26 protein-coding genes and 1 pseudogene are annotated in these 22,589 nt (G+C 63.7%); 10 read left to right on the top strand and 17 right to left on the bottom strand.

All coding sequences use genetic code 11. From position 1 onward, the window contains the following. A pseudogene (locus NKJ12_RS19510) lies at window positions 1–610 on the bottom strand (helix-turn-helix domain-containing protein); the annotation flags it as partial. 179 nt (window positions 611–789) lie between these two features. Here NKJ12_RS19510 and NKJ12_RS19505 point away from each other — a divergent pair. Further along, window positions 790–1,590: an SDR family NAD(P)-dependent oxidoreductase gene (locus NKJ12_RS19505; protein ID WP_352704431.1), complete on the top strand. Its 801-nt coding sequence runs from the start codon at window positions 790–792 to the stop codon at window positions 1,588–1,590. 79 nt (window positions 1,591–1,669) lie between these two features. On the opposite strand, the gene NKJ12_RS19500 is transcribed toward NKJ12_RS19505, so the two are convergent. From NKJ12_RS19500 to NKJ12_RS19480, 5 genes are read right to left on the bottom strand one after another with little or no spacing between them, the layout of a single operon-like run. Continuing rightward, window positions 1,670–2,365 carry a hypothetical protein gene (locus tag NKJ12_RS19500; protein ID WP_352704429.1) on the bottom strand — a complete coding sequence of 232 codons (696 nt, stop codon included), beginning with the start codon at window positions 2,363–2,365 and terminating at the stop codon, window positions 1,670–1,672. An 8-nt stretch (window positions 2,366–2,373) separates the two neighbouring features. Beyond that, window positions 2,374–2,799 (bottom strand): DUF1178 family protein, encoded by a 426-nt coding sequence (locus NKJ12_RS19495; RefSeq protein ID WP_352704427.1) that lies wholly within the window; start codon window positions 2,797–2,799, stop codon window positions 2,374–2,376. Beyond that, complete coding sequence (locus NKJ12_RS19490) at window positions 2,796–3,680, bottom strand: carbon-nitrogen hydrolase family protein (RefSeq protein ID WP_352704425.1); 885 nt, start codon at window positions 3,678–3,680, stop codon at window positions 2,796–2,798. Before NKJ12_RS19490 ends, NKJ12_RS19495 begins: the two co-directional genes overlap by 4 nt. 10 nt (window positions 3,681–3,690) lie before the next feature. Continuing rightward, the gene (gene grxC, locus NKJ12_RS19485) at window positions 3,691–3,960 is read right to left on the bottom strand and encodes a glutaredoxin 3 (protein WP_254816699.1); all 270 of its coding nucleotides are present in this window, start codon (window positions 3,958–3,960) and stop codon (window positions 3,691–3,693) included. A gap of 37 nt (window positions 3,961–3,997) precedes the next feature. Then, on the bottom strand, window positions 3,998–4,798 hold the full coding sequence (locus tag NKJ12_RS19480; RefSeq protein ID WP_352704423.1) for a ComF family protein: 801 nt from the start codon (window positions 4,796–4,798) through the stop codon (window positions 3,998–4,000). A gap of 54 nt (window positions 4,799–4,852) precedes the next feature. On the opposite strand from NKJ12_RS19480, the gene NKJ12_RS19475 reads away from it, so the two are divergent. After that, a complete protein-coding gene (locus NKJ12_RS19475; protein WP_352704421.1) occupies window positions 4,853–5,725 on the top strand; it encodes a methyltransferase domain-containing protein in 873 nt (290 codons plus the stop codon). A 47-nt stretch (window positions 5,726–5,772) separates the two neighbouring features. Here NKJ12_RS19475 and NKJ12_RS19470 read toward each other — a convergent pair whose 3' ends face one another. The 5 genes from NKJ12_RS19470 to argJ form a co-directional block, all read right to left on the bottom strand. Further along, a complete protein-coding gene (locus NKJ12_RS19470) occupies window positions 5,773–5,952 on the bottom strand; it encodes a Flp family type IVb pilin (protein WP_352476309.1) in 180 nt (59 codons plus the stop codon). Window positions 5,953–6,078: 126 nt separating this feature from the next. After that, window positions 6,079–6,384: a hypothetical protein gene (locus tag NKJ12_RS19465; RefSeq protein WP_023677980.1), complete on the bottom strand. Its 306-nt coding sequence runs from the start codon at window positions 6,382–6,384 to the stop codon at window positions 6,079–6,081. A gap of 127 nt (window positions 6,385–6,511) precedes the next feature. Continuing rightward, window positions 6,512–6,934, bottom strand: coding sequence for a (deoxy)nucleoside triphosphate pyrophosphohydrolase (locus tag NKJ12_RS19460; protein ID WP_352491816.1), 423 nt, complete (start codon window positions 6,932–6,934; stop codon window positions 6,512–6,514). Then, the gene (locus tag NKJ12_RS19455; protein ID WP_352704419.1) at window positions 6,931–7,710 is read right to left on the bottom strand and encodes a GNAT family N-acetyltransferase; all 780 of its coding nucleotides are present in this window, start codon (window positions 7,708–7,710) and stop codon (window positions 6,931–6,933) included. Before NKJ12_RS19455 ends, NKJ12_RS19460 begins: the two co-directional genes overlap by 4 nt. Then, the gene (gene argJ, locus NKJ12_RS19450; RefSeq protein ID WP_352505139.1) at window positions 7,710–8,951 is read right to left on the bottom strand and encodes a bifunctional glutamate N-acetyltransferase/amino-acid acetyltransferase ArgJ; all 1,242 of its coding nucleotides are present in this window, start codon (window positions 8,949–8,951) and stop codon (window positions 7,710–7,712) included. Before argJ ends, NKJ12_RS19455 begins: the two co-directional genes overlap by 1 nt. Window positions 8,952–9,130: 179 nt before the next feature. On the opposite strand from argJ, the gene NKJ12_RS19445 reads away from it, so the two are divergent. Continuing rightward, the gene (locus tag NKJ12_RS19445; RefSeq protein WP_352704417.1) at window positions 9,131–10,357 is read left to right on the top strand and encodes a caspase family protein; all 1,227 of its coding nucleotides are present in this window, start codon (window positions 9,131–9,133) and stop codon (window positions 10,355–10,357) included. Window positions 10,358–10,360: 3 nt separating this feature from the next. Here the strand turns inward: NKJ12_RS19445 and NKJ12_RS19440 are convergent, their stop codons facing one another. Next, window positions 10,361–10,597 (bottom strand): putative antibiotic biosynthesis monooxygenase, encoded by a 237-nt coding sequence (locus tag NKJ12_RS19440; RefSeq protein ID WP_352704415.1) that lies wholly within the window; start codon window positions 10,595–10,597, stop codon window positions 10,361–10,363. 109 nt (window positions 10,598–10,706) lie between these two features. On the opposite strand from NKJ12_RS19440, the gene NKJ12_RS19435 reads away from it, so the two are divergent. Continuing rightward, window positions 10,707–11,363, top strand: a complete 657-nt coding sequence (locus NKJ12_RS19435) for a TetR/AcrR family transcriptional regulator (RefSeq protein ID WP_352704413.1) — start codon at window positions 10,707–10,709, stop codon at window positions 11,361–11,363. Between the two features lie 43 nt (window positions 11,364–11,406). Here the strand turns inward: NKJ12_RS19435 and NKJ12_RS19430 are convergent, their stop codons facing one another. Further along, entirely contained in the window at window positions 11,407–12,324 is a 918-nt protein-coding gene (locus NKJ12_RS19430) for a peptidylprolyl isomerase (protein ID WP_352476303.1), read from the bottom strand. A 252-nt stretch (window positions 12,325–12,576) separates the two neighbouring features. Between NKJ12_RS19430 and secA the strand changes: the two genes are divergently transcribed. Beyond that, window positions 12,577–15,309, top strand: coding sequence for a preprotein translocase subunit SecA (secA, locus tag NKJ12_RS19425; protein WP_352704411.1), 2,733 nt, complete (start codon window positions 12,577–12,579; stop codon window positions 15,307–15,309). 168 nt (window positions 15,310–15,477) lie between these two features. Here the strand turns inward: secA and NKJ12_RS19420 are convergent, their stop codons facing one another. Both NKJ12_RS19420 and NKJ12_RS19415 read right to left on the bottom strand, forming a co-directional pair. Continuing rightward, window positions 15,478–15,648: a hypothetical protein gene (locus tag NKJ12_RS19420; protein ID WP_352704409.1), complete on the bottom strand. Its 171-nt coding sequence runs from the start codon at window positions 15,646–15,648 to the stop codon at window positions 15,478–15,480. Window positions 15,649–15,650: 2 nt separating this feature from the next. Then, window positions 15,651–15,836: a hypothetical protein gene (locus NKJ12_RS19415; protein WP_254816687.1), complete on the bottom strand. Its 186-nt coding sequence runs from the start codon at window positions 15,834–15,836 to the stop codon at window positions 15,651–15,653. A 276-nt stretch (window positions 15,837–16,112) separates the two neighbouring features. On the opposite strand from NKJ12_RS19415, the gene NKJ12_RS19410 reads away from it, so the two are divergent. From NKJ12_RS19410 to NKJ12_RS19390, 5 genes are all read left to right on the top strand, one after another. Next, window positions 16,113–17,513: a lipopolysaccharide biosynthesis protein gene (locus NKJ12_RS19410; RefSeq protein ID WP_352704407.1), complete on the top strand. Its 1,401-nt coding sequence runs from the start codon at window positions 16,113–16,115 to the stop codon at window positions 17,511–17,513. Next, window positions 17,513–18,793: a GNAT family N-acetyltransferase gene (locus tag NKJ12_RS19405; RefSeq protein WP_352704405.1), complete on the top strand. Its 1,281-nt coding sequence runs from the start codon at window positions 17,513–17,515 to the stop codon at window positions 18,791–18,793. Before NKJ12_RS19410 ends, NKJ12_RS19405 begins: the two co-directional genes overlap by 1 nt. Before the next feature lie 210 nt (window positions 18,794–19,003). Next, window positions 19,004–19,612: a hypothetical protein gene (locus NKJ12_RS19400; RefSeq protein ID WP_352646629.1), complete on the top strand. Its 609-nt coding sequence runs from the start codon at window positions 19,004–19,006 to the stop codon at window positions 19,610–19,612. A 210-nt stretch (window positions 19,613–19,822) separates the two neighbouring features. Continuing rightward, window positions 19,823–20,299: a hypothetical protein gene (locus tag NKJ12_RS19395; protein WP_352691021.1), complete on the top strand. Its 477-nt coding sequence runs from the start codon at window positions 19,823–19,825 to the stop codon at window positions 20,297–20,299. Between the two features lie 182 nt (window positions 20,300–20,481). Then, window positions 20,482–20,688 carry a hypothetical protein gene (locus NKJ12_RS19390; RefSeq protein ID WP_023677964.1) on the top strand — a complete coding sequence of 69 codons (207 nt, stop codon included), beginning with the start codon at window positions 20,482–20,484 and terminating at the stop codon, window positions 20,686–20,688. Between the two features lie 94 nt (window positions 20,689–20,782). Here NKJ12_RS19390 and NKJ12_RS19385 read toward each other — a convergent pair whose 3' ends face one another. Beyond that, a complete protein-coding gene (locus NKJ12_RS19385; RefSeq protein WP_352456666.1) occupies window positions 20,783–21,520 on the bottom strand; it encodes an SDR family NAD(P)-dependent oxidoreductase in 738 nt (245 codons plus the stop codon). 148 nt (window positions 21,521–21,668) lie between these two features. Next, complete coding sequence (locus NKJ12_RS19380) at window positions 21,669–22,487, bottom strand: antibiotic biosynthesis monooxygenase (protein WP_352691023.1); 819 nt, start codon at window positions 22,485–22,487, stop codon at window positions 21,669–21,671. Between the last annotated feature and the right edge of the window lie 102 nt (window positions 22,488–22,589).

The following is a 22,589-nucleotide window of genomic DNA, read 5'->3' as shown; positions in this document are numbered from 1 at the left end:
ATATCCGCCGGCCCCCGGGGGTTACCCCCACCCGGCCCGCCCCACCCACCCCCCCTTGCGGGGGGGGGTCCCCGCCGCCGGGCGCGCGCCCGGCCCCCAGGCGTGGGGCGCCCGGCCCAGGACCGGTCCGCAAGCGGCGGATGGCGATGCCGGCGACAGCCAGCTCGTGGGCGGCCCGCGATGCCGGCGGCAGCGGCGAGGGATCGAAGCCGTCCAGCCTGCGCTCGGCTTCGTCGAGATGGCCGATCAGCAGCAGGCGCCGAACGTCGAGGTTGCGCGCATGCGCGGCGTTGACGCGGTCGCCATGCTTTTCAAGCGTCGCCCGTGCGGCGTCGAGTGCCTTGGCCGGCCAGGTAAGGTCGCGCGAGACGAGCGCGATCTCGGCCTCGGCGACGATACACCGCGCGCGGGCCACGGCCTCCCTCGGGCTGAATGCGCGCGCCGCCCTCTTGAGAAGAACCTTCGCCCGAACCAGGTCGCCAAGCTGCGCCATCGCGATACCGCGCAACGCCAGTGCCGGCGCATCGTCGCGCAGCGCAACCCGCTTCAAGGCGCCGAGCGGATCGCCCGCCGCAAGCGCATGCGCCGCGGCCGTGATCAGCGAGTCCATCGGAATCCCGTCACACTTGTCACTCCCATGGCTTCGACATCCGGCGCTAAGTCCATCTCACCAACCAGTCGTATCGACAACGGCGACTGTAGCCAACCTGAGTTGCGGCGCGCCAACCTTGAGTCGCGGCTAGACTGTGCACTAGCTCGAACGCAACGATAAGCACTAGGAGAGACGCAATGAAGATCGAAGGTTCAACCATCCTGGTGACTGGAGCCAATCGGGGCATCGGTCGGGCACTGGTCGAGGAAGCCCTGAGCAGAGGCGTAAAGCGCGTCTATGCTGCAACCCGCCAAGCCATGGCCCACCCGGACCGGAGTGTGACGTCCCTGACCATGGATGTGACCAACGCTGCGCAGATCCGGGAGGCCGTCGAGAAGATCGATGCTCTCGATATCCTCATCAACAACGCCGGCGTATCGCCCTTCGATGACCTCAGCGACCGTCGTGTGCTCGAACAACAGCTCGCCGTAAACCTCTTCGGCTCGTACGACGTTACCCAGGCTCTGCTGCCGTTGCTGGCCCGGTCGCGGGGAGCCATCGTCAACATTCTGTCGCTGGCCTCGATTGCCGCCGTGCCGTTCAGTCCGGCTTACTCGATCTCCAAGGCGGCCTCGTTCTCGCTGTCGCAGTCGTTGCGCACCCTTTTGGCCGGACGGGGTGTCAGCGTCCACAGGGTCCTTCCCGGCCCGGTGGACACGGACATGACACGGGGCCTGGACATCGCGAAAGCCTCTCCGGAGTCTGTCGCGCGGGCGATCCTGGACGGAGTGGAGAACGGCGAAGAGGAAATCTTCCCCGATCCCATGTCGGAATCCCTGGCGCAGGGCTGGCGCAGCAGTACAGTCAAGGCGCTTGAACGCCAGTTTGCAGCCTATGCGGAAGCAACTCCGTCAAGTGAAGCAAGCCCGTCAGGCAGTGGGCATGAAAGAAGCAGCGAAACGATTGCCCGCGAGCCCCATCCTTGCTGCTCGGCCTGAAATTGCGGACTCTTGTGCGGGGGGCGGCAGCATCGCCGCTCTGGGCGGAAGCGAATCCCCCACAAGCGACAACGGAGCATCATTTTCGCTTGTCGAAATCCGCTTCAGCTTCTTGTCGCCTGATACGCCTCTGAAATCGCCGCCGTGCGAAAAAGTCGATCAAGTCTGCCAGCCAACCTGGAGCATTGAGATGGAGTAAGGCATCACGCGCGCTATCAATTTGCCGACCATTCATCGCTACATTGGAAAAATCCGAGGGTTCCGTTTGTCGAGCTTCGACCCATTGACGAATACTCGCCCCGTCCGGCAGTTTCGCCGCAAAAGCCAGTTCACGTCTCATGCAAACCCACTCCACCCGGTGGCGCAATTCCTCCTCATAGCCAATGCCTCGCTGATGGAGACGCGCATGCGTCGCCTCATGCACTATCGCGCTGGCGATCTGGTCGGACAGCGTGTGCTCGCCTAGAACAAATCGCCGATCAAGCTCGCAAGTCGAAGTCGATTTCACAAATTGCGCAGCGGCACCTGGATTGATTGTAATCCAGATCCGTTTGAGATCGCGGACCAGACGGCTGTATCGAACAGGGTCAAATTCTTGAATCAATCGCAGCGCGGCGGCAACCTTATCTGCATCTTTCCCACCGCTCTCACCATTATAGAAAACTGGCAACCCATCGATCGTTCTCTTGTCGATCGACTTTATAGTCAACCAGCTGAAAACACGGATCACTATTTCTGAACCACGCCGCTTTTCAGTCTTCTCCGGATGGGGCAAGACTTTCCTCAGTTGCGGTCGTCGGGGAAACTTGGAATAGGCAAGAATTCGACGCCATCCTCGGCGAGGCTCTTGGCCTCCTCCAGCGTCGCCTCGCCATAGATGCCGCGCGGATCGCTCTCGCCAAAATGGATCTTGCGCGCTTCCTCGGCAAATTTGTCGCCAACATAATCGGCGTTCTCGCGCACCTTCTCGGCAAGCGCCTTGAGCTGCGCCAGCGCCTGCTTTTGCGCCTCGCCCATGGCGAGCGCAATCTTCTCCTGGCTGCGCCCGGTCGAGACGGCCGGCGCCATCAGCGCCTTCTCGACCTTGTGCGAGCCGCAGGCCGGGCAATCGACGAAGCCGCGCCTCTTCTGTGTGTCGAAATCGTCGTTGCTGCGGAACCAGGCCTCGAATTCGTGCTCGTGTTCGCAGATCAGGGAAAAGCGGATCAAGAGGCGGCACCCCTGAGCGGCATTGCCTCCGCCGAACCGGCGTTTACGGCAAAATCGCGTGCGTTTTTGAGATTCGGTATCTTCTTGCGCGCAGCGACTGACTGCGCCGGGTCGATCTCGGCGACGATCACCGCCGGCTCGTCATGCGCCGCCTCGGCGACGATGCGGCCCCAGGGATCGACGATCAGCGAATGGCCATAGGTTTCGCGGCCGTCCTCGTGCACGCCGCCTTGCGCGGCGGCAACCACATAGGCGCCGTTCTCGATGGCGCGCGCCCTGAGCAGCACATGCCAATGCGCTTCGCCGGTCTGGCGGGTGAAGGCGGCGGGCACCGAAAGCAGATTGGCGCCGGCCAGCGCCTCGACACGGAACAGCTGCGGAAAGCGCAGATCGTAGCAGACGGCAAAGCCGAGCTTCACGCCATTGATTTCGGCGACGACGGCCTCGGTGCCAGGCTCATAGGCGGCGGATTCGCGCCAGCTCTCGCCATTGTCGAGATCGACATCGAACATGTGGATCTTGTCGTAGGTGGCAATCGTGGCGCCGTCCGGCCCGAACAGAAGGGCGCGGTTGGCAAGCTTGCCGTCGGCGCGCAGAATGGCGGTCGAGCCGATATGCAGGAAGATGCCGAGCTCCTTGGCCAGCCTCCGCGACGTCGAGACGACGATGTCCTTGTCTTCGGAGGTGAAGGAAGCGGCCCGCGCTTGGCTGTCGCGGATCAGCGCGCCGGTCATTTCCGGCGTCTGGACATAGGACGCGCCAAGACCTGCCGCCTCGCGGACCAGCCGTTCCAGATCGACCGCATTGCGCTCCGGGCTGGTTCCCGAACGCATCTGGATCGCCGCAGCCTTGAAAGCACCCCCCGTCTTGAAAGCACCCATGGTCATGTCCTTACCTGGTCGAGCCGTTGGCGAGCAATCCGTCCAGCCGTCCTTCCGCCTCCAATTCGTGGAGATCGTCAGAGCCGCCGACATGCGTGTCGCCGATGAATATCTGCGGAAAGGTGGAACGGCCATGGGCCCGGGAAATCATTTCCTGGCGCAATTCCGGCGAGAAGGAGGCGTCGTGCTCGGTATAGGCGACGCCCTTCCTGTCGAGCAGCCGCTTGGCCGCGGTGCAATAGCCGCACATCATCCGCGTGTAGATCGTCACATCGACCATCGGTCAGCAATCCTGCCTCGTTCTGCTGTCATATAGGCTATATAGGCGCCGATTCGTCGGCCCGAAAGTCCCCCGGCAGCACGCGCGCGAAGGTCAGTACGTCGACCGCGCCGGCACCGCCCTTCGTCAATGCCCTAGCGACCGCGCGGACGGTGGCGCCGGTGGTGTAGACATCATCGATCAACAGCACCCGGCGGCCGGCGATTTCGATCTCCGCCTCATCCGGCACTTTGAATGCGGCGCGAACATTTTCCTCGCGTTCCCGCCGCTCCAGCCCGACTTGCTGGCGCGTGAGTTTGACGCGCTTGATGGCTGATGGCGCGAACGGCCGCTCCCCGAGCTGCGCCACCGCCCGCGCCAGTTCCGCGGACTGGTTGAACTGCCGTCGGAAGAAACGCCGCCAGTGCAGCGGCACCGGCACGACCACGTCGGCCTCGGCGATGAGCTCGGCACCGGCGCGAAGCATCCAGCGCGCCATCCACGGCGCCAGATCGGTGCGGTCCTGGTATTTCAGCCCTTGCACCATCTGGCGGGCAACGCCGGAATAGGCGACCGCCGCCCGCGCGCGGTCGAACGGCGGCGGGTCGGCTATCGCCTCCGCCGACAGGAAACCCTCACCCATACTGTGGGTGAACGGCGTGCCCATCACCGGGCACCACGGCCGTTCCAGCAGCCTGAGTTTCGGCCAGCAGGCGCCGCACAACACGCCGGGCTGCGAGACATGGCGGCGGCAGCCGGCGCAGACCGGCGGGAACAAGAGGCGCGCCGGCCAGCCCAATGCCTTGCGGGCAATGCTCCTGATCGCAATACGCTTGATCTCTGGCATGGGATCGGCCACGTGGTTGGTCCTCCGCATCACTATATCAGAGAGCGAAGCACAAGGACCTGCCCATTGCAGCCTGTAATCGACACCTCGCTCTGGCTGGCGCGCAAGCGCCGGGCACTGGCCCGTCCCATCGCCGGCGCGGATTTCCTCATGCGGCGGGCGGCCGAGGATCTGGCCGACCGGCTCGGCGCCGTCGAACGCAGGTTCGGCAAGGCGGCCTCATTGTTTTGCCAGACGCCGGCAGCAGCAGAAGTGCTCGCCGAAAGCGGCAAGGTGACGGAAAACGTTCGCGTCGAGGCCGACGCCGCTTTCCTGGGTGGCCAGCCAGGACTGTTGGCGCCGTTGGAAACCGTGCCATTCGAACCGGAAAGCCTCGACCTCGCAGTCTCGGTGCTGTCGCTGCAGGCGATGAACGACATTCCCGGCATGCTGGTGCAGATCCGCCGGGCGCTGAAGCCGGACGGGCTTTTCCTCGGGGCCTTCGCCGGCACAGGCACACTTTCCGAGCTGCGCGAAAGCCTGCTTGCTGCCGAGACCGAGCTCTATGGCGGCGCCAGCCCGCGTGTGATCCCGTTCACCGACGTCCGCGACGCCGGCGCGCTGCTGCAGCGCGCCGGCCTGGCGCTGCCGGTTGCCGACGTCGAGACGATCACGGTGCGCTACGATTCGCTATTTGGCCTGGTCGCCGACCTGCGCGCCATGGGCGAGACCAGCGCGCTTGTCGACCGCAGCAGGCGGCCGGGCACGCGAGCGCTGTTCGCGCGCGCCGCCGAAATCTATGCGGAGCGGTTTTCGGATGCCGATGGCCGCGTCAGGGCCAGTTTCTCGGTGGTCTGGATGTCAGGCTGGGCGCCCGATGCCTCTCAGCAAAAGCCGCTGAAGCCGGGCTCGGCAAAAATATCGCTGAAGACAATCCTGGAAAACCCCGGCGGCCCCTGAGCGTATCCTTGCGCAAAAGCTAAGCGTATCCATCAAAGCTAAGCGGGTCACTGCGCAAAAGCGTTGGCAAGCCTGCTGCTGTTGTCGCTGAACAGCCACTGAATCGCATCGGCAGCCCGGCCGACACCAGCGACAATGGCAAGCGACAGCACGGCAACGATCAAACCATATTCGATAACCGTCGCACCCCTCTCGTCTTCTAAAAATCGTTGCAGCAAGATTTTCATGGGCGCCCATCCCTCTTGCCCGAACCTAGCGCCGACCCGTTAAGAAAGGTTAACGCGACAGGCTTAACGCGCGGTGAACCAGCCGCATTTTAGGAAACAGCCGAATCCTAGATAGTTGTTGAGGAGTCAGCAGTCGCCGCTGCTTCTGCCATCGGCCCGTATAACGCAGACCGAACTGGGCAGCGGCTGCAGCACGCTCTTGCGGAGCGTATAGCTATCGCGCTGGCCGATCGAGCCGGTGCTCATCGTATCAAGCCCATCGCGGGCAAACTGCGAGCGGGTCCGGCTGTCGAGGTAGGGCGTCGCGATCAAGGCCAGAGCCACCGCGGCCGAGCCGAACAAGAGGGCGATGCGCAATATTCCCATGCCGGCATTGGCGGCGCCAGGAAGGCGGTCGGGCCAAGGCGAGTCCCAGTCCTTTTCAAGGCTCATGCAAATCGCTCCCCAGCGGTGGAATCGGCGAAACCGCCTAGCGTCAATTTTTCACGGTCAGATAAATCTTTCATTAACGCTGCTGCCGGCGCGTTGCGGCGCTGCCCGATTTACGGCAGGTCGGCCGTTACAGCAGATCGATGAGGAACTGGATCAGCGGGGCATCGGCCGGCGGCATTGGAAAATCGCGCATCTGGCGCGGCCGCACCCATTTCAGCACCTGGCCTTCCTTCGGCTGGGCAATGCCGCGGAATCGACGGCAGACGAACAGCGGCATCAGCAGGTGAAAATCATCGTAGGAATGGCTGGCGAAGGTGAGTGGCGCCAGGCAAGGGATGTCGGTTTCGATGCCGATCTCCTCGTACAATTCGCGGATCAGGCATTGTTCCGGCGTCTCACCGGGCTCGACCTTGCCGCCCGGAAACTCCCACAGGCCGGCGAGTTGCTTGCCTTCGGGCCGCTGCGCCAAAAGCACGCGCCCGTCGGCATCGACCAGCGCGCAGGCCGCGACCAGGAGCAGGCGTTTGCCGACCGTATCCAAGCCGCTCATGCGCCGGGTGGCCGGCGATAGCGATAGCGATAGACTTCGTCGAATCCGAGCGAACGGTAGAGCGCCAGCGCCGGCGCGTTGTCCGCCTCGACCTGCAGCCAGGCTTCCCGCGCCCCGCGCAGCCGCGCCCATTTCAGCGCCGACCGGATGAGATGGCGGCCATGGCCCTGGTTGCGCACCGACCTGTCGGTGGCGATCTCGAACAGGCCGGCAAGGTCGCCGTCATGCACGCAGATCAACGTTGCCAGCGGCTCGCTGCCGGCCTCCAGCGCAAACAGCCCGGCCTCCGGCTGGATGGCGCCGATGATCTCCGACAGGCCGGGCCGCAGCGACACATCCGAACCGCTCACCTTGAGCGCCGCGCCGATGAAACGGCTGATGTCCCTCAACGGAATCTGGTCCATGGCGTCGTCGAGCATAGCGTCCGCCAGCGGCAGCCGCATGACCAGCGACTCCGCGAATATGCTCCAGCCCTCGCCGTCGAGGTACTTTGAGAGATCCGGCCCCGACAGCGGCGAGATGCGAAAGGTCAGCGGCCTGCCATAGGCGTCGAACCGACGGCTGGCGCGACCGATGCGCTCGGCAATGTGCTGGATGTCGCCCGGATCGAGCGGATTGACCGAATTCAGCCGCTTGGCCGGATGGCCGGCCGTCAGCCGCACCACCCAGGTGCCGTCATAATGGACGGCGGCCGCCGGCCAGGCGCGAAAGCCGGCCGCCTCATAGCGGCGCACGATCGCCAACACGCTTGCCGGATGTCTGGAAGCCAACGCCATCAGCTCCGATAATCGCCGTTTATGGCGACATATTCCTTGGTGAGATCGCAGGTCCACACCGTCGCCTTGCCGCGGCCGATGCCGATATCGGCGCGGATGCGGATCTCGTCGCGCTTCATATACGCCGAAGTCGCCTCCTCGGAATAGGCGGCGTCGCGCTCGCCCTGATAGGCCAGGCGGTTGTCGCCGAACCAGATCGACAGAAGGTCGCGGTCGGCCGGTTCGCCGGCCTTGCCGACGGCCATGACGACGCGGCCCCAATTGGCGTCCTCGCCGGCGACTGCCGTCTTGACCAGCGGCGAATTGGCGATCGACAGCGCGATGCGCTTGGCCGAGCGGGCCGATTTGGCCCCGGTGACGGTGACCTCGACCTGCTTGCGGGCGCCCTCGCCGTCGCGCACCACCTGCAGTGCCAGCGATTTCAGCACCTTGCCGAGGGCACGGCGAAAGGCGCCGAGGCGCGCATCCTTGGGGTCGGAAATTGCCGGCGCGCCGCGCCTGGCGGCAGCACCCGTGGCGAACATCAGCAGCGTGTCGCTGGTCGAGGTGTCACTATCGACGGTAACCGCGTTGAAGGTCTTGGCCGTACCGCGCGACAGGAGGTCCTGCAGCACGGGTGCTGCGATCGGCGCATCGGTGGCGATGAAGGAAAGCATCGTCGCCATGTCGGGCGCGATCATCCCGGCGCCCTTGGCGATACCGTTGATGGTGACGTCGGCATCGCCGAGCTTGACCGTCGCGGTCGCCAGTTTGGGATAGGTGTCGGTGGTCATGATCGCCTTGGCGGCTTCGGTCCACAATTCCGGCTTGCCGTCCTTGACCAGACCGGCCAGCAGATGGCTGAACTTGCCGGCGTCGAGCGGTTCGCCGATGACGCCGGTCGAGGCCAGGAATACCTCGCCCGCTGTGCAGCCGGCCGCCTTCGCCGCCACCTCGCCCGTGAGTGCGGTCGAGGCGCGGCCCTTCTGGCCGGTAAAGGCATTGGCGTTGCCGGAATTGACGACCAGCACGCGTGCTTTGCCAGCCACGAGGTTCTGCCGGCAGAAATCAACTGGCGCCGACGGGCATTTCGACCTGGTGAACACGCCGGCGACGGTGGTGCCGGCGTCGAACACCATGGCCAGCAAGTCGGTGCGGTTCTTGTATTTTATGCCGGCCTCGGCGGTGGCGATGCGCACGCCCTCGATGGCCGGCATCTTGGCATATTTCTTCGGCGCGAGCGGCGAAACCTGTGTGGACATGGAAGACCCCGGGCGGGAAAATCGCGAAAGGAACGCCGGTTTGCCCGATAGCACGCGCCGGCGCAAGGCGTTTTCACAGCCGTTATGGGTACCGGAAGCCTGACACCGCCTCATGCCGCAAGCAGGCTGTTGCAAATTTGTTGGTGTCGCTGCGACCGATAGCGCTATGATCCTGCCCCATGGGCAGGCTTGTGGTCTTGGCACTGGCGTTTCTGGGCTTTCTGCTGCTGCGCGCCGATGCGCAGACGGCGCGGCGCGTGGCGCTTGTGGTCGGCAACGGCAGCTACGCCGAAGCCGGCACGCTGGCCAATCCCGTCAACGATGCGCTCGACATCGCCGACAAGCTGCGCGCCATCGGTTTCGAGGTGATCGAAGGCAACGATCTCGGCAAGCGCGAGCTCGAACGCAAGATCGGCGAATTCTCAGATGCGCTGCAAGGTGCCGGTGCCGGGCTGTTCTACTATGCCGGCCACGGCCTGCAGGTCGACGGGCGCAACTTCATCGTGCCGGTCGACGCCCGGCTGGACATGCCGGTCAAGCTGCAGCTCGAGGCGGTGCCGATCGACGAGGTTCTCGACATCATGGAGCAGCAGACCAAGGTCAGCCTGGTCTTCCTCGATGCCTGCCGCAACAACCCGTTTGCCCGAAGTCTCAGCCGCAGCGCCACGACGCGCTCGGCGACGGCTCTCGCCGGCCTTGCCCAGTTCGAGTCGACACGCGGCTCCTTCATCGCCTTCTCGACGGCGCCCGGCGCCGTCGCAATGGACGGGACGGGGCGCAACTCGCCCTTTGCCGCGGCGCTTTTGCGGCACATGGCGGAGCCCGGACAGAGCATCAACGACATGATGATCGCGGTGCGCCGCGACGTCGTTTCCGCAACGCGCGAGGCGCAGCGTCCCTGGGAGCAGGGGTCGCTGCTCGAGCGTTTCGAATTCGTTCCGGGCGGACGCACTGCCCAGCAACCGAAACCGGCCGTCAGCCCGGCTCCCGCGTCGCAGGTGGCTGCGCTCGAACGCTCCGTCGGCGACAAGAGCGCCATCGAGCAGTTTCTACGCGAAAACTATCTGGCGCCTGATGCCAGGAGAATGCGCGAAACCGTCAAGCGGCTTTACGGTTCGTCGGCCACCATCTACGGCACGCGTTACGACAGCGAGGCCATCGTCAAGGTCAAGACCGACTGGTTCGCGCAATGGGCGTCGTGGTCGTTCGGTCTCGAGCCCGGCAGCCTCGAGGTGACGCCGCACGGCAAGGATCGTGCCGACGTGGTTTTCGCCATGAGCTACGACTATGTGCCGAAAGACAAATCGGCGCAGCGCCTGACCGGCAAGGCGCGGGTGATGCTGGAACTCGTGCTGGCCGACGGCGAATGGCGCGTTGCGTCGGAAACGTCGCAAGCGCTGGAATGACCGTCACCGGACGGTCGGGTTGAGGAAGCCACGAAACATCCGCTGCACGCCCGGAATCAGTCCCCAAATCATGATCGAGACCATCAGCGGCGCGATGACCAGTGTACGCTGCCAGATCTGCCATTCCTGCGTCAGCGGAAAAACCACGTACAGAATGGCAGTGATCAGCGGATAGACGCCGAGCAGCACCAGCAGGGCGAAGCGCAGGCGCGAAAAACGTGTGGCGACGGCCGAAGTCATTGCTGTTCTCTTATCGTTACGGAACGTTTCGTTTCGTATAAAACGGATCGTTCCGTTTCGTCAAGAGTTGTATATGATGGCTGCTGAAATCGGGGGTAAGGACAAAGAAATGGGCGAAATCACCGATCCCGGACGCAGGTCAGCCGGCGCACGGCGCAGCCCCGAAAGCGCCGATGCCATTCTCGATGCCGCCGAGGCGGTGCTGGTCGAAGCCGGCTATTCCGGCTTCTCGATCGAGGCGGTGGCGCGCCGCGCACGCGCCGGAAAACCGACGATCTATCGCTGGTGGCCAAGCAAGGCCGCCTTGCTGCTCGACGTTTACCAGCGGCAAAAGCGCGTCGACAATCCCGATACCGGGAGCCTTGCGGAGGATCTCGTCGGCTTCCTGAAGAGCTTGTTCGCGCACTGGCGCGACACATCGTCGGGCAGCGTGTTCAGATCGCTGATGGCCGAGGCGCAGTCGGACGAAAAAGCCGCCGCCGCCCTTGCCGAATACGCGAGAGGGCGTCGCATCCACACCGGCCAGATGGTCGAACGCGCCAAGGCAAGGGGAGAGGTGGCAGCCGATGTCGATGCCACTGTCGTCGCCGACCTGGTCGCGTCGTTTGCCTGGGCGCACCTTCTGACAGACCGCCTGGACGAGGACGAGGCGATCTTACGCAGGGCGGTCGGCTATATCTTGAAGGGCATCGTCGCTGAGGATGCCGGCGACGCCACGGCGGTCCGGCGGCGGCGTCGACGCATCCTCGCGCGCCCTACCAAATAGAAGCGACAGGGCGGCAGCGCGCCCTGTCGTAGCCCAATCTGGCTTATTTGGCGCTTTCCAACGCGTCGACCGTCTTCTTCAGGTTCGCATCGGGGATGTCGACCTTGGCGTTGGCACGCAGCGACTTGACCAGCGCGAAATACTTGTCGCGGATGACCGCCTGGCGCGCCTGGTCCTTGACCTGGTCGAACGCCGGCGGCTGCTTGGTGCGCTTGTCCTCAACCTTGATGACATGCCAGCCGAACTGCGACTGCACCGGCTGCTCGGTGTATTTGCCGACCGCCAGCGCAAACGCCGCCTTGTCGAACTCCGGCACCATCTGGCCAGGTCCGAACCAGCCGAGATCGCCGCCGCTGGTCTTGCCGCTCGGATCGCTGGTGTGCTCGTTGGCGAGTTTCTGGAAGTCGGCGCCGCCGTCGAGCTGCTTGATGATGGCGTCGGCCTCTTCCTTCGTCTTCACGAGGATGTGACGGGCGTGCACCTCGTTGGTGGGCGGCGTGTTGGCGATTTCCTGGTCGTAGCGGGCGCGGACCTCGGCATCGGTAACCTTGTCGATGACGCCCTTCTCGACCATTTCGCCATGCAGCGCGCGCTGCTGCAGGAAGGCCATGCGGCGCTGGAAGTCGGGATCCTTGTCGAGGCCGGTGGTCACCGCCTGAGCCGCCATGACGCGGATTTCAATCGCCGCCGACAGTGCCGCGGCGCGGCGCTGCTCGGGCGGAAGCTGCGCGAACTGCTGCGACAGTTCGCCCTCGGCAAGCCCAAGGTCTGCCTCGGTCAGCGTCTGGCCGTTGATGGTGGCGACCACGGCGTTCGGATCGACCGGCTTGGCCGCCGGGGCGGGTGCTGCCGGCTGGGCAGGGGCGGCTTCCTGTGCCATCAGCGGCGACAGCGAGAGGGCCGACAGGCCGAATGCCAGACCAAGGCTGGCGAGCGACGCACGGCGGAACAACAAGGACATTACGATTATCTCCAAAGCGGGGTAGCTAGAGCGGAATGGCTTCCAGACCAGCAGGATTGTGGCGGAATTTGGCGCGGTCGACAGGGCGAGCGCGGCGTTGACATCGAATGAGCCCCCTCTTATCTGTCCAACGACTTTGCGTCCAGAACCGTTTTCCGGGCGCTTTTTGCGTTTGTCCGCGTTCACGTGGATTTGATGGGGCCAGCCGGCGCCCGTCGCAACGACTTGGAATGCTATCGAAAGGGCCATTGGATGGTCAGTCTCGGCGGTCTCGCCCGTAAGGTTTTCGGCTCCTCCAACGATCGTCGGGTCAAATCGACCCGGCCCCGCGTCGAGGCGATCAATGCCATGGAAAACGAGATGCGGGCGCTCTCCGACGCCGAGCTTCAGGCCCGCACCGACAAATTCCGCCAGGACATCGCCAACGGCGCCAGCCTCGACGACCTTCTGGTGCCGGCCTTCGCTACCGTGCGCGAGGCCGCCCGCCGCGTGCTCGGCATGCGCCCGTTCGACGTGCAGCTGATCGGCGGCATGGTGCTGCACAATGGCGGTATTGCCGAGATGCGGACCGGTGAAGGCAAGACGCTGGTGGCGACGCTGCCGGTCTATCTCAACGCGCTCGCCGGCAATGGCGTCCATGTCGTTACCGTCAACGATTATCTGGCCACGCGCGACTCCGAATGGATGGGCCGCGTCTACAAATTCCTCGGCCTCAAGGTCGGCGTCATCGTCCATGGCCTGTCCGACGAGGAGCGTCGCGTCGCCTACGCCGCCGACGTCACCTACGCCACAAACAACGAGCTCGGCTTCGACTATCTGCGCGACAACATGAAATACGAGCGCGCCCAGATGGTGCAGCGCGGCCATAGCTACGCCATTGTCGACGAGGTCGATTCGATCCTGGTCGACGAAGCCCGCACGCCGCTGATCATTTCCGGTCCGCTCGAGGACCGTTCGGAGATGTACAACACCATCGATACCTTCATCGTCCGGCTGCAGCCGCAGGACTACGAGATCGACGAGAAACAGAAGACCTCGATCTTCACCGAGGAAGGCACCGAGAAGCTGGAGAACATGCTGCGCGATGCAGGCCTGCTCAAGGGCGAGTCGCTCTATGACGTCGAGAACGTGGCCATCGTCCACCACGTCAACAACGCGCTGAAGGCGCACCGGCTGTTCCAGAAGGACAAGGACTATATTGTCCGCAACGGCGAGATCGTCATCATCGACGAGTTCACCGGCCGCATGATGCCCGGCCGCCGCTATTCGGAGGGCCTCCACCAGGCGCTCGAGGCCAAAGAGCATGTGGCGATCCAGCCGGAGAACCAGACGCTCGCCTCGGTCACCTTCCAGAACTATTTCCGCCTCTACAAGAAGCTCGCCGGCATGACTGGCACGGCGCTGACCGAGGCCGAGGAATTCGCCAACATCTACAATCTCGACGTCACCGAGATCCCGACCAACCTGCCGGTCATCCGCATTGACGAAGACGACGAGGTCTACCGGACGGTCGAGGAGAAATACAAGGCGATCGTCAAGGAGATCAAGGAAGCCCGCGCCAAGGGCCAGCCGACCCTGGTCGGCACCACCTCGATCGAGAAATCCGAGCAACTGGCCGAGCGCCTGCGCAAGGAAGGTTTCAAGGATTTCGAGGTGCTGAACGCCCGCCATCACGAGCGCGAGGCGGCGATCGTCGCCCAGGCCGGCAAACCCGGCGCCATCACCATCGCGACCAACATGGCCGGCCGCGGCACCGACATCCAGCTCGGCGGCAATGCCGACATGCGCATCGCCGAGGAGCTTGGCGACATGCCGGCCGGCCCCGAGCGCGAGGCTAGGGAAAAGGAAATCCGCGACGACATCGCCCGGCTGAAGGAAAAGGCGCTTGCCGCCGGCGGCCTCTATGTGCTGGCCACCGAACGCCATGAATCGCGCCGCATCGACAACCAGTTGCGCGGCCGCTCAGGCCGTCAGGGCGATCCCGGGCGGTCGAAGTTCTTCCTGTCGCTGCAGGACGATCTGATGCGCATCTTCGGTTCCGAGCGCATGGACGGCATGCTGCAGAAGCTCGGCCTCAAGGAAGACGAGGCGATCATCCATCCCTGGATCAACAAGGCGCTGGAAAAGGCGCAAAAGAAGGTCGAGGCGCGCAACTTCGACATCCGCAAGAACCTGTTGAAATATGACGACGTCTCCAACGACCAGCGCAAGGTGGTGTTCGAGCAGCGCCTCGAGTTGATGGACGGCGAAGGGCTGTCCGAGACCATCACCGAGATGCGCGAAGGCGTCATCGAGGAGATCGTCGCCAAGAACATTCCCGAAAACGCCTATGCCGAGCAGTGGAACGTCGCCGGGCTCAAGGCCGAGATCGCCGAATTCCTCAACCTCGACCTGCCGGTCGAGGACTGGGTCAAGGAAGAAGGCATTGCTGAGGACGACATCCGCGAGCGCATCAGCCAGGCCGCCGACGCCGCCGCCAAGGAGCGCGCCGAGCGCTTCGGCCCCGACGTGATGACCTATGTCGAGCGCTCCGTGGTGCTGCAGACGCTCGACCATCTGTGGCGCGAGCACATCGTCAATCTCGACCATCTGCGCTCGGTCGTCGGCTTCCGCGGCTATGCGCAGCGGGATCCGCTGCAGGAGTACAAGAGCGAGGCGTTCGAGCTGTTCCAGGCGATGCTGGGCAATTTGCGCCAGGCCGTCACGGCGCAGCTGATGCGCGTCGAGCTGGTCCGCCAGGCGGCGGAAGCGCCACCGCCAGAGGCGCCCGACATGTTCGGCAGCCATATCGACGGCTCGACCGGCGAGGACGATTTCGAAGGCGGCGAGACGGCCGTCCTGGTCCGCCAGGAGACCAACGCCATCGTCGCCCCCGAAAACCGCGACCCGAAGAACCCGGCCACCTGGGGCAAGATCGGCCGCAACGAAACCTGCCCCTGTGGGTCAGGGAAAAAGTACAAGCATTGCCACGGGGCGTTTGCGTAAGGCACTGCCTTTCTTCGCCCCGTTCACGGGGAGAAGGTGCCCGAGGGGCGGATGAGGGGCAGCGGAGGCGTTGGCAATTAGCCAATCTCCCCACCTGAGGGGGAGATGGCCGGCAGGCCAGAGGGGGGCGCTCAGCCTTTTTGGCGATCTTAGGGCGACGCTCTGGCGTCATATTCTCGGCCCGCTTCGTGCCGCCTTTCGCGCCCAGCGCTTTCGCGGCAGGTCTTTACCGTCGTCAACCACGTCATCGGATTCCTCGCCTGTAGCAATACGCATGACGCGGGCGGCATTGCCGATCACGTCGGCAGGACGCTTCTGGCCTTTAGGTCCGGTTGGCATTCCTAGTTCTCGGCATGGCTAAAGACGACAGCGCCGTTGTCCTTACGAACTTCAACGGACACGATTCCATCGTCACCCTTTCGGGTTTGAAACATGGAGGTTGCATGATCTTTCGCGGTCTTCTCGTCGTCGAAGATCAACTTGTCGACGATGCCCTGCCTTCCATACCAGATGACAGTGTAGACCATTGTTGCTGCCGTGCGTTCCGCTCAGCATATAGGCGTTTCGCATATGGGGCAAACGGGATAGGCGTTTCCGCGGATTTCAAACTGAGACACTCCCGAGCAGGTTGAAGGGTTGCGCGAATGATGAATATGAAGCAGCCAGCGCCGCGCCTCATCCGCCTGCCGGCAGCTTCTCCCCGTATAGAGACGGGGCGAAGGGAACTTCCCACCCAACCGTTTCTTAATGTGTCTCCGCTACACCAAGCCCCTGTAAATTGGCGGGAAAACGGAGAGTATTGGGTGCGCTTTTCCGCGGCGACGACAGCCGGGCGGTTCCTGCCGCAGCGCCTTGCGCTGCGCATAAGGCCGCTGCTCGGCCTGATCGATGCCGTGCTGTTCGCCGCCGGCGAGCGCGGGGAGGCCGGCCGCATGTCGCTGATCGCCTTTTCGGTCCGCATCGTCAGCGCCGTCATCGCCTTCGTCAGCCAGGTGCTGATGGCGCGCTGGATGGGCTCGTTCGAGTACGGCATTTTCGTCCTCGTCTGGGTGACGATGGTCATCGTCGGCAATCTCGCCTGCCTCGGCTTCCACACCTCGGTGATCCGCTTCATCCCCGAATATCGCGCGCGCGGCATGCTGGCCGAATTGCGCGGCATCGTGCGGGCCAGCCGGTTGTTCGTGCTGGTTGCCTCCACCGCGATCGCCGGCCTCGGCGCGCTCGCCGTCTGGCTGCTGTCGCCCTTTATCGAAGACTATTACGTAGTGCCGTTCATCCTCGGCATCATCTGCCTGCCGATGATCGCCATGTCCGACCTTCTGCAAGGGCTGGCGCGGGCCAATTCCTGGGCGCTGTTTGCGCTGTCGCCGACCTTTCTGGTGCGGCCGGTGCTGATCCTGGCCTTCATGGCGCTGATGCTGCTGGTGGGCTACGCGCCCGACGCCAGAACGGCGATCTTCGCCGCGATCGCGGCCACCTACGCCACCACGCTCGGTCAGCTCATCGGCGTGACGTCACGCATGGACAGAAGGATCCCGGCCGGGCCGATGAAATTGCATTTCGGCCATTGGTTCATCGTCTCGCTTCCGATCTTCCTGGTCGAGAGCTTTTTCTTCCTGCTCACCAATGCCGACGTGCTGATGGTCGGCGCCTATCTCGATCCCAACGACGTCGCCGTCTATTTCGCCACGGTCAAGACGCTGGCGCTGGTGCATTTCGTCTATTTCGCCGTCAAGGCCGGCGTCGCCCAGCGCTATGCCCAGTTCACCCATGGCGAGCCGCAAAAGCTCGCCGCCTTTGCCCGCGAGACGGTGTCGTGGACCTTCTGGCCGTCGCTGGCGATGGCGCTGCTGGTGCTGGCGCTGGGCGAGCCTATGCTGACCTTGTTCGGCCCGGAATTTTCCGCCGGCTATCCGCTGCTGTTCCTGCTGGTGTTCGGCGTCGTCGCGCGAGCCGCCGTCGGCCCTTGCGAAAGCCTGCTCACCATGAGCGGCAACCAGAACATCTGTGCCGTCGTCTACGCCCTGACGCTGGCCTTCAACATCGCGCTGAGCGTCGTGCTGATCCCGCTCTTCGGTCTGTGGGGCGCGGCGATGGCCACCGTCTTCGCCATGATCTTCGAGGCCGGCGCGCTGTCCTTCACGGTCTGGCGCAAGCTCGGCATCGTCATGGTCATTTTCGTATCCGCCAAAGGAGCCGCCTGATGGCTGCCGTCCCCCTGCTCGAGGAAACCAGCGGCGGCCCGGCCGGCGCCATGGTGTCCGGTCTTGCCGGGCTTGCCCGCGAGGCCGATCCCGCCCATATCGAGATCCTCGCCAACAACCGGCCCGAGCGCAAGCTTGCCATCTATCCAGCCTCCGCCGGCTTCGACCTGGTCGAGGAGCTCGACTATCTCTGCACCCGCACAATCGAGCCCAACGTCTTCTTCAACCCGCGCTTCCTGGCGCCGGCCATGCCCAGGCTGGAGGACCGTGAGGTGCGGCTGGCCGTCATCCGCGACGGCGACCAGTACCGCAACCGGCTGCGCCTGCTGGTGCCGTTCTCGGTCGAGCGACCGGCGGTGCCGCTCGGGATTCCCGTCATGCGCACCTGGTCGAGCCCGTTCGGCCCGATCGGCACGCCGCTGGTCGACCGCGACGATCCGATCGGCGTCATCGAGGATTTCTTCTCGATGCTGTCGCGGCCGCATCTCAAGCTGCCGAAGGTCTTCGTGCTGCCCGACATAAGGCTGGACGGCCCGGTGGCCAGCCTGCTCGCCAGCGTCGCCGAAACGCGCGGCCTGACGCTGGTCACCACCGGCAAGGCCGACCGCCCGGTGCTCGAAAGCGCGCTCGACGGCGAGGAATATCTGAAAGCTTCACTGCGCGCCCACCATTATCGCGAGTTCCGCCGCCTGAAGCGCCGCCTCGCCGACCTCGGCCGGCTGGAGCATGTGGTGGCGCGCGGGCCGGACGAGATCCGCCATGCCATCGAGAATTTCCTGACATTGGAGGCCGCTGGCTGGAAAGGCCGCGAGCGCACTGCCATGGCCATCGACCGCTACCGCGCCGCCTTCGCCCGCGAGGCGGTGCACCGGCTGGCCGAGCAGGATCTTTGCCGTATCCATTCGCTGACGCTCGACGGCCGCACCATCGCCTGCCTGGTCGTCTTCGTCGAGGCCGGCGTCGGCTACACCTGGAAGACCGCCTATGACGAGACGCTCGCTGCCTATTCGCCAGGCACGCTGCTGATGATCGAGGTGACCAGGCAGCATCTCGACGACCCCAACATCATGATGACCGATTCCTGCGCCGTGCCCGACCATCCGGTGATGAGCCGGCTGTGGACGGAGCGCAGGCCGATGGGCACGCTGGTGATCGGGCTGACGCCGGATGCCGACCGCCCCGCCCGTCAGGCGGCGTCGCAGCTTCACCTCTACCGCGAAACCCGCAACATGGCGCGCCTGCTGCGCAACCGGATGAGGAGCCTGCTGCGCCGGCGCTAGTGCATGGCGTCCAAAGTGGACCCGACCGTCCGTCTCTGCGCCGTCGGCTCTCTCGGGCCTAGGTCGTCAGGGTTAATTCTCCCGATCAGCGGAAAGGATTAGCATCGACGCAGTCCCAACCGGGATGAGGCGATCAATTACGGCCGCGCGTCCAGCATCACTGCCGCCTCGGTCCTGCACGGCCAGAAGAAAAAAATCTGGGAGGAATGCATGATGAAAACAACTCACCTCAGGCGTGTCGGTATCCTCACCTTGGCAGGTCTCATTGGCGCGTGTCTGAACGCCGCCGCTCCCCGGGCGGCCGAACCCGACAAAGCCGAGATCGATGCCCTGCGTAAATCGCTGTCCAGGTATGAAGACTACAAGGTTGCCATTCGCGAGCTTTATCTATCGACGGTAGGATGCGTTTTCTACAGCGGCGAAAAGGTAGAGGGGGCGATGGACTACCCGAAGGGCGCGATGGGCATCCATTTCGTCAACGTCACGACTGTCGGCCCGACCGCGGATCCGACGCGCCCCAATGTGCTGATCTATGAGCCGGTCGGCGGCGAATTGCGCCTGGTCGGCGCGGAATGGCTCGTGCCCTTGACGCCGGACACAAAGGAGCCGCCGAAGCTCTTCGGCCAGACATTCCAGGGGCCGATGGAGGGGCATTACCCGCTCATCCCGAAGGAGTTCCACCACTACGACCTTCACGCCTGGCTGTTCAAGGACAACCCGCTCGGAATGTTCAGCCCGACGAACCCGGACGTGAAATGCGACAACTATCCGTTTCCGATGCCTGAGCAGCCGACCAAGATGGTGCCGGGGCCGATGTAATAGCGGCCGGGCTACGATCCGAGCCTACCAGGAAAGGCAGCCGGACCTCAAAGGCGTTATCCCGGAGGACGCTCCTGGGATAACGTCCAACCAAAAGCCCGTTCCCGGAACCTTCGGACTCGTTTCGCCGTTTGGCAATCACGACTCGACCCTGCCGCGGGTTGACAAAAGGCGTTCCAAGGAGCCGACCGCGAAACGACGGAGGACCAAGTGAAAAGCCTGATCCAGACAGGATTGTCCGCAGCCGTTTCGGGTACGATCGTCAGCTTCGCCACGACAGCTGCGCTGGCCCTGCTTGCAAGGCGGGAAGGCAAAGGCGCCCTGCAGCCCACGAATGCGACCAGCCACTGGCTCTACGGCGAACAGGCCGCGTCCGTGCGGCGCGGTGATGTGGCGCACACGCTCGTCGGCTATGGCACGCATCACGCTTCCTCCATCTTCTGGGCATTCCTTTTCGAACTATGGCTCGCCTCGAGGCCGCCGCGTCCGTCGCTTCTGATATTTCGCGATGCGTTGGCGGCAGCGGCCATTGCCGCGGCAACAGATTATGGCTTCGTGCCGAAGCGGTTGACGCCAGGTTGGGAGACGGTGCTGCCGAAGCGATCTATCGCGGCGACTTTTGCGGTGATGGCGATCGGTCTAGCGATGGGCGGCATGATCAACAAGGAATTGCGCCGGCAGCATTAGGGACAGGGATTTGAGACAGATGCTTCGCACGGCGCGTTCACATCATTGTGACGGGCGGATCGCCGCGCTCGTCCCATTCTGCGGCATCTCCACCTCATCGGGAACCTTTCTCAAGGGACATGGTTCCGAATGTGCGGCGAAAGCGTGCTGCTCATTCCTGCTATCGCCAAGGAGATTCGACCATGAAGCTTCGCGAGTTGTTGGACCAAGTAAAGGACCTGCCGCCGGACACCTTGGTCTGTGCCGCCGAAATCGATGAAGCCTTTGCAGTCAACGTTGTTGGCGTTGAAGCTGTCGAGAGCGCCAGAATCCAAAGCCGCAAACCGGATGGCACCGAAGCTGTCGAACTCGCCAACGGGACCGACAAAGTCATCGTGATCCGCTGGTGAAAACCGGGGAAGTTGCGTTCAACAGCATGACGTTCCGCTCCACTGTGGGACGCTGAATTGCAAATGCTGGCAGCCTATCGATGGCGGCGGTCGCCTATGGCTTGGTGGGCATGGCTTGGACGAAAGCCGCCATTTGGCGTTCGAGCGCTTTGAACGCGCTGCCGCGCCAGCTCTCGGCCATGGATGCCGATTTTGGATCAGGGAAAATTTCCTCCTCCCCTCGCGCCATGCCGTCCAGGATACCTTTCGCGACGCTCTCCGCGGAGCTCTTCGGTATATCGGCGTCTCTGCTCATGTCGGTGTCTATGGGACCGGACAGGACTGCATGAACGCTCACGCCACGAGCGCCGGCGAGAGCACGTAGCGATTGCGTCATGGAAAACGCGGCGGCCTTCGACAGTGAGTAAGACGGAATAATCGGGAAGGGAACGAGAGCCGCTTCCGACAGGATGTTGACCACGGCGCCGCGCGAATGCGTGAGCAGCGGCAGGAATGCGTGGGTTACGCCATGCACGCCGAGCAGGTTGACGGCGAGGTGTCGCTCAAGCGCGGCGCGATCGCCAAGATCGTCGTAGAGCCCGATGCCGGCGTTGTTGATGAGGATATCGAGAGACCCGATCCGCTCGACAGCCGCCCCAATCTGCACCGCATCGGTCACGTCCAGGATCAGCGGCGTGACGCGCCGATCCGCGTGGGCGAGCGGTTTGCGCGCGCCGGCATAGACGCGCTTGGCACCCCGTCTCAATATTTCCTCGACCAGCGCCTTGCCGAGGCCGCGGTTGGCTCCGGTCACGAGAACGGCTTTGTTTGTGACTTCCATCGATTTCGGCACGGCGATCTCTCCTCCTCTTGCATGAATGCAAGCCATTCGTTCTTGCATCATGCAAGTAGGCTATGGTTTTCTGTTCCACGCTTGGACGCCGTCTCCCCCGTGCATTGCTCCAGGGCAGCCGGCGCTATCGCCGGGCGAACCCTTGCAACTAGGACCCGACTTCCAATGTCGTGTAGGAGATCGGCGAAGGCCGCTCCAGGAAGGCGCCGGTGATGGCCGAAACGAAATTCTTCGCGTCCGCCGAGCGTAGAAAAGCGTCGCGCTCCTGCTTCGATGCCCAGCGCTCGACGCAGATGGTAACGTTGGGCTCTGCCTCCGAGCAAAAGACGCTATAGTCGATGCACCCGCTTTGCTTGCGGGCCGCCCCCGCTACGTCGCGCAGGGCATTCCGCACCTTGCTTTCGATGCCGGGCTTCGCCGCTGCCGTCGTCATGACGATCATCTCGGCGCCATCGCCTGCCGCCTTGCGCTCGACGGCGCCGAGGTCCTCGTTTTGCGGCACAACCGTTGGGTTGGCGTTCTCTTCGCCCTTGTTGGGTTGCCCCTTGCCCGTCGAAATCAGGTCGCGAAGACTCGCGACATAGAAGCGCCACGAGTCATGGCAGACATCGTAGCATTCTTCACTCGGCTTCAGCCCGACATGGGTGAAACGCAGTTCGGTCCCCTTATCAGTCGGCGCGATCTCGAAGACCACGTCCGTGCCGGTCCACTCGGTCGCATCCTTGACGAAGTTGAAGTAGTTCTGGACGACGTGCCAGACGACCTTCTTGCCAGGCACGAGCTCCGTGACCTTGAATGTGCCGCGGTGGATATCCTTGAAATGATAGTAGAATATCGCACCTAGCTTGTTGGTATCGCCATCGATGTCTTCCGACCACCAGGCGCGCGGATTGATAACCGCGGCAAAAACCTCTTCCGGGCTTTGCTCGACGACAAATGACGTCGTGTAATCTTCTTCCTTTTTCATGACATATCTCCTGTCTGGATCTGATTGGTTGATGGACACCCGAAATCTCGGGCGATGAAGTGGAGCGACGCTCTCTCGACCTCTGTCGCTTGCATCATGCAA

This window comes from Mesorhizobium sp. M0195 (genome assembly GCF_040322115.1).
Classification (GTDB): Bacteria; Pseudomonadota; Alphaproteobacteria; order Rhizobiales; family Rhizobiaceae; genus Mesorhizobium.
Note: the sequence above shows the minus strand (reverse complement) of the source record. Positions and strands in the feature narration are given on the sequence as shown.